An 11,306-nucleotide genomic window follows, 5' to 3' on the forward strand; every position below is an offset into this window, starting at 1 on the left:
TGTTGAGTTTCTCATCGGACGGGACGGAGAATTTGACCACTTGGCAGCATCGGCAATCAGGCGAGCAACCAAGCAATCCGGCTACGGCAACACGTCGCTGATCCTTGTGCTGCCATATATGAAAGCCGAGTACCGTGACAACGAGCAGAGCTATCTGGATTACTATGATGAAGTTGAGATATGCGCCGACTCGTCCGAAGCACACTATAAATCCGCAATACAAGTCCGTAACAGGTGTATGGTTGACCGTTCAGACCTGGTCGTGTGCTGTATTCAACATAAGAGCGGCGGAGCGTATAAAACTGTGCAGTATGCTTTGAAACAGGGAAAGCAAGTCAGAAATCTATCTGATAGAGATCTTTGATTCCGGTGGGAGTTTAGCTGTTGAAAAAAGATCAGTGGAATCCATTTTTATATTGTAGAATTTTGCAGAAACAGATTGCTTTTTCACCAAATTTGTGGTATAATATATTATGAATAATTGTAAATTGTTACATTTGCAGATTATGAATTGCGCTACTAAACTTATGTGTTCAGGGGGTAAATATGGAAAACGCATATAAGATGAGGATCACTTGTAATCCCTATACCAAAGAGATTATCTACGAATGCTATGAAAACGACAGTTTTGTCAATATCAGCGAGCTTTCCGCTGAATACAGCTCAGAACTGATAAATGATAAATTTACAAAAACATCATTCCAGAATCGTGCATATGAGATTGTCGAGCTTCTGAACAAGCATTTTAATCCAGGCAACAAAGGACTTCACATTGATTTCATCGGAAACAAGGACGATTATGATGCCTTAGAAAGTGTCATATCTACATATTTCGCTGATTGTAATATTGTCAGCGAAAAGAATCAGCAGTATTTCAATGAAGCTCCCTATGTAATGCAGCAGATTGAAACCCGATTTGATGATGTTATCACTACTCTTGAAGATAGTGAGTATATCAAAGACGAGATAGCTGCTGAGATAAGCAAGTACAGAGATACCATAGATGAATCTATTGCTATCTGCGTTACAGGTCTTTGCAGTGCAGGCAAATCGGCGTTTATCAACAGCCTTATTGGTTATGAGATATTGCCCAGCTCGTCTGATCCGACAACCGCAAAGATGTTTAAGATCACTTGCAGTGATACATACTCCATATCATTTGAGGTATCTGGGCAAGCTATAACCGTATCATTCAGCAATGATGAGTATACTGTTTCAGATAGCTGTCCGTCTGAGGTCAATGCAGAGATCGGAGCAGTTTTCACAGATGGGAAGGCAGATAATGAAATTAAGAATATGCATCGCTTCCTTGACTGGCTTAACAAGGGCAAACTGCTTACAGAAATAGGCAGGATAGATATAAGCATACCTTTCAGACAGGTGACATACTTTGATAGCCATTATCAGTTTGTTATCTATGATACTCCCGGATCAAATTCCGACAGTAACAAGAAGCATTTTGATATTCTTAGGGAGTCACTCAGCAAGCAGACTAACGCCTTGCTTATTCTCTTGACTACTCCCGACACAATGGACTATACCGATAACAATAATCTTCTTGATCTTATCCAAGAGACAGGAGAATCCTTAGATACATCGAATGCGATCATTGTTGTAAATAAGGGAGATATACTTACACCAAGCTCATTGTCCGAAAAACGTGAACGCTATCAGAGCTTGAAGATAACCAAGTGGAAATCTACAAGGATATTCTTCCTCTCATCTGTAATAGCTCTTGCAAGTAAGAAAGACGATCCCGATGATAAATCATCATGGATAGATGAAGACGCTTTTGACGCTTATGATGACAGGTGCCGTAAATTCGCCCGTGGCGATAAGGTGCTGTACAAATATAATATCATTGATAAAAGCAAGGAAGTCGCTCCTGTTGTTGAAGAAGGTGTTGTATCCGATACCACTCTTTTCATCAACAGCGGTCTTGCAAGTATCGAGCATGAAATATCGGATTATGCTCTCAGGTATGCACTTTGTAACAAATGCAGCCGTGCCACTGAATATCTGCAAAGGGCAATACAGCTTTGTGAGGATAACGTCCGTGAAATTGAGCGTAAACGTGACGATGAGCTTATCTCTACACAGACACTATTCGATGAGAAACAGCGTACCCTTGCCGAATCTCTTGACAGCAAGCAAAGTATGACAGCGAGCAGTAAATCAGTTGAGTTCAGACAAAGTATTGGGCAAAACTTTGATGGCTTTAAGGCTCAGAACGGTCTTGTATATAAAAACTTCCTGCAAATCCGCAAGCTCAGCATTTATTCAGAGTTTGAGCAGGAATGGAAGAATATTTCCGCATTGAAAGAACAACAGGGCTTCGATATGGATGAAGCACTTCGCAGAATGGAAAGCAAGGTTAGATACAGATATAATGCACTTCTTAACGCATTTTCTTCTATCGCCAACGCTCTTATCGGATCATTCTGGGAAAATGCTACCGAGACATTCAAGGCTGATTGTAAGGGGATTATTACCGACAGTGATGTTCTTAATGATGAGCAGAAGGCTATTATGAACTCTATATTGCTTAACATGGAGAACATGACAAGAGCTGTTGTTGAATTTGATCTGCGCTCTATCCACGCAGTAAAGCGCACATTCTTCGGCAAAGATAAATATGATAACGGAACTTGCTGTAAAAACCTTGTTCAGACGCTTGATGATGTTGTTATGCAGGAAATCGAGCGTGTAAGCAGTAATAACAGCAGATATTTTGAGGAGTGGAGCAAGGCTCTTGTTGCAAGCATCAAGACAAAACTTTGTACATTCAACACCGATCTCCATGATTGGGAAGTAAAGATCGGAGAGCTTAACCAGATCATCGAAGAAAAGAAAAAGCACCTTAAATTACTTGAAGATACGAAGGACTATGTTTGCCGTCTGTTAGAAATACAGGCAGAGTAAGCGGTTCATAGAAATGGGGGTACACTATGGCTATATTGGCAACTATCAAAAGCGGAGCAGGTAAAATAGCAGGAAAAGTCGCAAACAAAGGCGGTAATATTGTCGCAAAGGCTTCGGGACTAAGCTCTGCACAGCTTGAAAAGATAGAGGAAAAGCGTAATGCTTATCTCATGGAAAAGCCTGAGACTGATCCCGAAAGCATCGAAAGACTGTTAGGCTCGTATGCCATTGAAGCCTATGAAGCGTATCTCCCTCAGCTTTCAGAGCTTTACAAACCGATGTTTATCGGTGAAGCTGATGATGAGAGAAGTCTTGATAACCGTATCCGCTATTTTGAGGTGACAAAGTGGGTCACTGATCCGACTGAGGATAATCTTGATAAGCTCACGAATATGTATCATGTTCTTTCAGAGGAAAACTGCAATATCGCACTCATCTTCAATCGCCGAGTTAGCGATACTACGGTTTATTTCGCAGTTGTCAACAATAGCGAAAAAGATACTCCTCATATCGCTGATATGTTCGGAAAGCGACTTGAATCGTCCTTGTTGGGTAACTTTCCCGGCGCAGAGATCAAGAAGCTGCCACATGACAAGCTGAATGCAGGCGTTATTCCTGTTTTAAAGGACATAAAAAAGTCCTCAGTTGCTATCGTGTCCAATATAGCATCTGAGAAGTCAGAAAAGTTTATAAGTCAAAGTATGGAAAAGCTCATTGACGGTATTGTTCCGAGCAGTGAACTTGAAGAATATACTATTGTTCTTCTTGCAACACCCGTAAAAGAGCAGCTTGAAAGGAAAAATGCTCTCAGCGAGCTGTATTCAAAGTTAGCGCCATTCTCAACGTGGTCAACTACATTCACGCTTTCAGAGACCACAGCAGTAGGTTCATCGGCAACATTCGGAGCAAATCTCGGCGGTTCGGCAGGCAGACAGATCGGTGACACCGCAACGACGGGAACGAATAGTTCAAGAGGCACTACTGACAGCAATAGTACGGCACATACAGATTCAACCAATAACAGCACAACAGACGGCACGAACAGTAGCACCTCATCTGGCACAAGCGATAGCACTAACCAATCAACAAGTCAAGGAACAAGCACCAACACAAGCACTGCAAATATGGCAGGAGAAAATTCTTCTGTTACCGATACTGATTCAGCAACAGGAAATGTAAACATTACTCCTTTTGGTATCGGTGCATCGGGAAGTACGAGCAATAGCACTGCAAATCAAACAGGTACAAGCAGTAGCACTACAAATACGACTGGTTCAGGTACATCGACTACCAATACAAGTGGATCAGGTCATACGATAACCCAAACCGCTACTCAGGGACTGTCTCATGCAGAGACTGCGGCTAAAGGTCTTGCTGATACAGTAACAAAGGGAAAATCTATTACTGATACAATAGGCAGAATGGCATCGAATGCTCATAGTATAGCCACAAATATAGGTATGAACTTTGGCGTGAATTTCTCACGTTCATCCAACGTTACCGTTCTTATGGGTAAGAATGACGCTCTTACACAGAATTTCGTGAATTATGATGTCAAGAACACACTTGAGCTTATAGAGAAGCAGATAAAGCGTGTAGAACAGAGTACAGCACTCGGTATGTGGGATTTCTCTGCCTACTTTATGTCTGAGAGCCCTATAATTGCCAACAATACTGCTCATATGTATCTTGCCTTAACACAGGGCGAGAATTCATATCTGTCGCAGTCTGCTGTTAATCTCTGGGAATACCGTGAGGAACGGAAAGACGATATAGCCAACATCATGGATTTTATCAGGAGATTACAGCATCCCGAATTTGAGCTTGATATTACTCCAGATGATCCATCATTCGATCCGGATTGGCTTATGTATCCGCCTCATGTTAATGCAACAGTATCACTTACAGGCAGAGAGCTTGCTTATTCGCTTAATCTGCCGAAAAAATCTGTCAGCGGTCTGCCTGTTCTTGAAAGCGTTGCATTCGGCAGAGAAGTTCAGAAATTCACTCCGCCAAGTGAGAAAATGCCCAAAACTCTTATCGCAGGCAATGTATATCATATGCGTAAAGAGGATAAGAATATCCGTGTCAAGCTCGATATGGACAGCCTTTGCGCTCATACATTCATAACAGGCTCAACAGGAACAGGTAAGTCAAATTTCATTTATAATCTGCTTGAACAGATATATGAGGAGGACAAGCATTTTCTTGTTATCGAGCCTGCAAAGGGAGAATACAAGAATGTTCTCGGTGGATTTGATGATGTCAGCGTATACGGAACTAATCCAATGTACACCGAGCTTCTGCATATAAATCCGTTCTCATTCCCGAAGCATATCAATGTTCTGGAGCATATTGACCGCCTTGTGGAAATCTTCAATGCCTGCTGGCCCATGTATGCAGCTATGCCTGCTGTTTTGAAAGATGCCATTGAAAGGGTTTATAAGGATAAAGGCTGGATATTCTCGAATCCTGCATATTACAGTGATGAGTTCCCGACATTCGCTGATTTGATAAAGGTGTTGCCCGATATTATGAGCGAGTCCCTGTATTCCGCAGATACCAAGAGCGACTATTCGGGAGCTTTGATAACAAGAGTAAAATCCCTGACGAACGGTATCAACGGTGAGATATTCTGCTCTACTAAGGAGATAAGCAATGAAGCTCTCTTTGACAAGAATGTCATTGTCGATATAAGCAGAGTCGGTTCTGTTGAAACCAAATCGCTTATTATGGGCATTCTTATCATGAAGTTGCAGGAATACCGTATGCAACCCGATAAGATGAATGAGAGCTTACAGCATATTACTGTATTGGAGGAGGCTCACAATCTGCTCCGACGAACTTCTTTTGCTCAGGCGCAGGAATCATCGAATTTACAGGGCAAGTCTGTTGAGATGCTCACAAATGCGATTGCAGAGATGCGTACATACGGTGAAGGCTTTATCATTGCAGACCAAGCTCCCGATATGCTTGATGAGGCAGTTATCCGCAACACAAATACCAAGATCATTTTCCGACTTCCCGATGAACATGATTGTGAGCTTGTCGGAAAGTCGATAGCATTGAATGATGTTCAGATCAAGGAACTTGCGAAATTGCCTGCATTCGTTGCAGTTATTCATCAGAACGATTGGATAGAAGCGGTATTATGCAAGTCTGAAAAATACGATAAAGAGCGTAAATATGCTTTCAACAAGAAAGAGAGCAATATATCTGCTTATCATCTTATGCTGAATATTTACGGCATTTCCGAAAAAATAGCTTTGTCTGACGAAGAAAAGGCAGAAGTGCTTGATTGGATAAACAGGCTTGAAAACGGCGATAACACAAAGCGTATCCTCCGTAAAGGACTTGCAGATGAATCGCTTACCGAGGAAGAAAAGCTCATTGTTGCTTATAATGTATTCGGCGGACATAGAAACGCAAAGCTTCTCAGAAACGCCGAAAACAACGAAGTCGGTCTCAGCCGTGTACGTCGGTCTATTGGAAGTGTATTCTCGCTTGACAGCGATGATAAGTTGATAGATACAGTTCAGCAGTATATCTGCATTGCTATTAACCGTGAGGAAACTTGTGCGGATATTGCTCGCAGATACCAATATTTCGGAATGAATGGGGGTATCAGGTAATGATGAATATGAAAGATGTATCATCTGATGTTACTCTTGCAAAGGTTTCAGAAATCAAGCCTGTTGAAGTTCCGAAAGAGATAGGCGAAAATAAGAGTAACTATGCTGATGCACCAAAGGAAATCGGCGAGAACTCTGCTAAGGCAAAGGATATACCACAAGAAATCGGAGAAAATAGCAATTTACAGCCTAATACTGTTTATGAAGTTGACGGCGCAAAACACTATACCGATGATAACGGCGAAGTATATCGTGTCGATAATGATCTTGTAGCAGATAATACTTATGAAATCAATGGTTATAAGTATGAAAGTGACGATCATGGGAGAATAGTTTCTGCTGAGGGCAAACTCCAAGTCAAAGATCATGATAGTTATCGTAAGATTAAAGATACGAAATCTGAAATTGGAAAAGGCGATGAGAAAGAGACAGATGATAGAGGACATATTATCGGAGATCAGTTTAACGGGTCTAATGGTATGGAAAACATCGTCGCTCAAGATTCGGCATTAAATCAGCGTGAATACAAGGATTTAGAGAATCAGCTGGCAAAAGAAGTGAACAATGGGAAAGATGTACATATGCGAGTTGATCTTAACTACCCTGGGGATTCATATCGTCCTGGCAGCTTTTTAGTAAGCTATTCTATTAACGGAGAAGAATTTGTCAAGGTATTCTCCAATGATCCAAGAGGTGAAGTGAAATGAAAGATATTCCATATCAGAGCATATTCAATACATTGCAGGAGGTATTGCCCGATGATTGGCATAAGGTAGTATTCTACGCACAATACGGCGAGAATAGCTATAGTATGAAATACTTTGTTGACTCAGGCGATGGAGTATATACTGAATGCTTTAAGCTCAAAGGCATATCCAAGAAAGATATAATAAAAGCATTTGCTGTTATCGACAGTCAGATAATGCCTGTTCGTAAGGAATTGAGCAAGAAGGATACTTGGTCTGTTATGACACTTGTCGTTGACGATACTGGTAATTTCAAGGCTGATTATGAGTATGAAGATATTTCCGAAAACTCTATCGGATATTATCAGCGTTGGAAGGAGAAGTATATAAATTAAGGAATTTGCCAATAAAACGTTTAAGGGAGGTGTATTATGAATAAACAAACTGTAATGAAGCTAATTAACAAGGGCGAATCATCAACCGTAGAATTAAAAACAGGTAAATGCAAAGATTTCGCTAATATATTTCGTGTTATGTGTGCCTTTGCTAATACCAAAGGCGGACATCTATTAATGGGTGTTTCTGATAATGGGGAAATAATAGGCTGTGAATCACATTATATAAGTGCAATTAAATCAAGGATTCAAAGGGAAAACGACAATCCAATTGCCATTGTACCTACGATCACACTCCAAATTGAGATAATAGACATTGATTCTAAATCAATTATATGCATTTCAGTTGATAAAAGCAATCTTACTCATACATATAAAGGAGTAGCACTTTATCGAATTAACGATATGATAGTTAGCCGAGAAGCTGCTACTGCCTACAAAAAGATCAATAGAAGCGGTGTCTATAATTTTTTAATGCATGATGACAGTTCGCAAATTAGTAGTTATCAAGCAGCATTTAGAATCTTAGAACCATTTAAAGAATGGGTTGAAATGCACAAGGGATGGCAAATGATTCAAGAATTTCCAAGTGCTTCGAGAGAAAAAGATATACAACGCTTAATTGATTTAAAAGGCAGAGATTACTGCATCAATAATAATATTGATATGTCATTCGAAGCTAATGAAGGACCTGGGGCTTTAGACTTAAAACTAAGCCGTGGGAATGATAAGACAGTAATAGAAATAAAGCTCTCTACAAATGATCAATATCTGCATGGATTTGAAGTTCAAATTGAAGAATATGCAAAAGCTGAAAACACCCGAAATAGAATCTATGTATATATTCAACTTGGCAATCCAATAAGAACAAAAAGAATAAAAGAACTATATGACAATAAGATGGCTGCAGGAGATGACCCACCTCTTCTTTTTGTAATAGACTCACAGCCAAGACAATCTGCAAGTAAAAAATAAACTATTTATATATTAAAAAACAGGCAGAGCCGATTTCGACTCTGCCTGTTCTGTTTCATAGCTTGCTGTAAAGGTCTTGCTTATAGTAGCTGTGATAAAACTTCTATATGGGCGCAATCCTAATGTGTACCTCTTTTATTGCTCCCCCAACTAAACTTTGCCAACCAATGCTCAACATAAAGAAAATATATCTGCGTCAGAAAAACTTGAAATGCGAAAGCATTCCTGCGTTTTCCTTCCTTGATATATTTCCTTTCTGACTTCGCCTTTCTGACAAAGTTTAATTGGGGGAGCAATATTTGTTCCTGACATCTGTTTTTTGTAATTATTGTTGAAATTCTTTATGTTATGTGATATAATATCTGCATACATTTATTCCCTATTGGCACAATTGAGCGTAACTACACTATGAATCAACAGATATATTTTCTTTATGTTGAGCATTGGTTGGCAAAGTTTAATTGGGAGAGCAATATCAACGCCATTTTAATACTATGAGGTACTATCGTCATGAAAATAATCAAGAGAATACTCCTGATCCCTGTGGCAGCTGTTATGCTGTTCAGCTGCAGTATCCCTGAGACAAACGATACAGAAGAAAGTATACCGCATATAGCTGCGTTAAGTGCTGACGACAAGTACGATCCGGAAACAGTACCGCTGCCTGTTTTATCCATTGAGACCAAAAACAAGGCTGCAAATGCTGCCGACTTCGTAACTGAGCCTATCTCACGACACGTTACCGAATGGATAAGAAGAGACTTCGAGCCGGACTTTGATGCTCCGGAGCCTTATTATGAGGATTGCTCTGTTTCGCTCTGCGGTACTGACGGCAAAACGCTCATCGACGGCGCTGATGCTCAGGTAAAAGTGCGCGGCAACTGGACTACTGTTTATCCCAAAAAGCCGCTCAGGATAAAGTTCACAGAAAAGCAGGGACTGCTCGGACTCAATAACTCCAACGCATTCCGTAACTGGCTGCTCCTTGCTGAATACAAGGACTGCTCAATGCTGCGCAATAAGGCAGTTCTGTACGCTGCACGGCAGATACTCGGTGCCGACGGACTGTATGCTGCTGATGCTGATTTCGTACAGGTGGAGGTCAACGGCGAATATATGGGACTGTATCTCCTCACCGAAATGCAGCAGGCTGCGAAAAACAGGGTGAACATCACCGTGGCTGAGGAAAACTATACCGGTACTGATATTGGCTACTTTCTTGAGTACGACGGCTACTTCTACACCGAGGATGACCTGCACAGTTTCAGTCTGGACTTCGCTGACAATGCACCGCTTATCCCCTACGACGGAAATAACGGCAGCGGCAAAACTGTCAGATGCCTGAATAATACCAGCAGCAAGCATGAACGGGAGGTCGGCTGCACAATAAAAAGCGACATTTACTCCCGGCAGCAGCGCGACTTCATCGCCGGCTATATCAATAATATCTACAGGATAATGTACGAGGCCGCATACAACCATAAAGCCTACGTTTTCAGTCCGGACAATATGAGCATTTCCGAAAGCAGTGACATAACTCCGCAGCAGGCTGTGGAGAACGTAGTCGATATTGATTCCCTTGCGGATATGTACATCATAAGTGAGCTTGCCTGCGATGCTGATCTGGCATGGTCCAGCTTCTACATGGACGTCGATCTCAGCAATGACCACAGAAAAAAGCTCACCTTCGAGGCTCCATGGGATTTCGATTCCTCAATGGCAAACCGTCCCCGCTGTACTGACGGTCAGGGATTCTATGCGTCCGCAATAGTTCCTGATCCGGACTATGATCTTGATACTGTAAATCCGTGGTTCGTACTGCTTGCCTATGAGGACTGGTATCAGGATATTATCCGGGATAAGTGGACCAAAGCCTACGACAGCGGCGTTTTCAGCCGTGTATGCCAGATGATAGGATCGGATAAAGAGGTACTTGCTGATGAATTCAGCAGGAACTACCAGAAATGGCACAACGATAAGGATAAGGTAGAATTCATAGATGAGCTTTCAGCTGACGAAAGGAAGTGCTGGACCGAAAAGGATTCAGCTGAACGTCTGCTTGAATGGCTTGGCAAAAGAATTGAGTTTCTTAACTCACAGTGGCATAAATAATGCATCTGAAAAGTTACTGCAAGGAGACATATATGGAAACTGTTAACGCTGAAAGAATAATATACGACAACTACAAGGGCAGAAATGACAGCTTTATGTTTTTTCTCCACGAAAGAGATCTGTTCTCACAGGAGAAATTCTGGGAGCTCTACGACAGCATCATCGCCCTTAAAGGTATGGCATTCACCGAACCGGAACTTGCAAGGCAGGTAAACAGCATATATCAGTATGTGCTGAAAACAATGATCTGGCATTTCTCTCCCACTGACAGCCTTACCATTGAAAACTTTCCCGCAGAATACAACGGATACATAGAAAGACTCGACTATGCTGTTTCCGTTTTTTATGCCGGAAATGCAACTATCGCCGATGAAAGCATTTTTGAACTGCAAAGATAAAGGAGGATACCATTATGAAAAAAATCGGAGTTGAAACGATCCCGAAAAAGGTAAAGGAGCTGTACTGTGATGAGATACATGAATTTATCATCGCTTCAGGCGGTCTGACCAGCGCCCACGGTACAAAAGAAAATTATTGGGTAGCAAATCTGCCCATTCTTGGCTATATCGACCTTTCTACAGGTA

8 protein-coding genes are annotated in these 11,306 nt (G+C 41.4%); all 8 read left to right on the plus strand.

Annotated elements, in window-relative coordinates:
• The coding region (locus Q0R37_RS12780; protein WP_294754881.1) for a hypothetical protein at positions 1 to 364 on the plus strand (364 nt) is incomplete at its 5' end.
• A gap of 182 nt (positions 365 to 546) precedes the next feature.
• Complete coding sequence (locus Q0R37_RS12785; RefSeq protein ID WP_294754882.1) at positions 547 to 2,922, plus strand: dynamin family protein; 2,376 nt, start codon at positions 547 to 549, stop codon at positions 2,920 to 2,922.
• 26 nt (positions 2,923 to 2,948) lie between these two features.
• Complete coding sequence (locus tag Q0R37_RS12790; protein WP_294754883.1) at positions 2,949 to 6,554, plus strand: DUF87 domain-containing protein; 3,606 nt, start codon at positions 2,949 to 2,951, stop codon at positions 6,552 to 6,554.
• Complete coding sequence (locus Q0R37_RS12795; protein WP_294754885.1) at positions 6,554 to 7,261, plus strand: DNA/RNA non-specific endonuclease; 708 nt, start codon at positions 6,554 to 6,556, stop codon at positions 7,259 to 7,261. Before Q0R37_RS12790 ends, Q0R37_RS12795 begins: the two co-directional genes overlap by 1 nt.
• Positions 7,258 to 7,635, plus strand: a complete 378-nt coding sequence (locus Q0R37_RS12800; protein ID WP_294754886.1) for an immunity protein YezG family protein — start codon at positions 7,258 to 7,260, stop codon at positions 7,633 to 7,635. The genes Q0R37_RS12795 and Q0R37_RS12800 overlap by 4 nt, the downstream gene beginning before the upstream one ends.
• Positions 7,636 to 7,671: 36 nt before the next feature.
• Complete coding sequence (locus Q0R37_RS12805) at positions 7,672 to 8,610, plus strand: ATP-binding protein (RefSeq protein WP_294754887.1); 939 nt, start codon at positions 7,672 to 7,674, stop codon at positions 8,608 to 8,610.
• A gap of 510 nt (positions 8,611 to 9,120) precedes the next feature.
• A complete protein-coding gene (locus Q0R37_RS12810) occupies positions 9,121 to 10,722 on the plus strand; it encodes a CotH kinase family protein (protein WP_294754889.1) in 1,602 nt (533 codons plus the stop codon).
• A gap of 32 nt (positions 10,723 to 10,754) precedes the next feature.
• Entirely contained in the window at positions 10,755 to 11,120 is a 366-nt protein-coding gene (locus Q0R37_RS12815) for an Imm41 family immunity protein (protein WP_294754890.1), read from the plus strand.
• The last annotated feature ends 186 nt before the right edge of the window (positions 11,121 to 11,306 follow it).

The sequence above is a fragment of the uncultured Ruminococcus sp. genome (genome assembly GCF_946415235.1).
GTDB lineage: Bacteria > Bacillota > Clostridia > Oscillospirales > Ruminococcaceae > Ruminococcus.

Bases quoted from the DNA above. Each gene is read 5' to 3' on its own strand.
- Q0R37_RS12785 (WP_294754882.1), top strand. From the start codon at position 547: ATGGAAAACGCATATAAGATGAGGATCACTTGTAATCCCTATACCAAA.
- Q0R37_RS12790 (WP_294754883.1), top strand. From the start codon at position 2,949: ATGGCTATATTGGCAACTATCAAAAGCGGAGCAGGTAAAATAGCAGGA.
- Q0R37_RS12795 (WP_294754885.1), top strand. From the start codon at position 6,554: ATGATGAATATGAAAGATGTATCATCTGATGTTACTCTTGCAAAGGTT.
- Q0R37_RS12800 (WP_294754886.1), top strand. From the start codon at position 7,258: ATGAAAGATATTCCATATCAGAGCATATTCAATACATTGCAGGAGGTA.
- Q0R37_RS12805 (WP_294754887.1), top strand. From the start codon at position 7,672: ATGAATAAACAAACTGTAATGAAGCTAATTAACAAGGGCGAATCATCA.
- Q0R37_RS12810 (WP_294754889.1), top strand. From the start codon at position 9,121: ATGAAAATAATCAAGAGAATACTCCTGATCCCTGTGGCAGCTGTTATG.
- Q0R37_RS12815 (WP_294754890.1), top strand. From the start codon at position 10,755: ATGGAAACTGTTAACGCTGAAAGAATAATATACGACAACTACAAGGGC.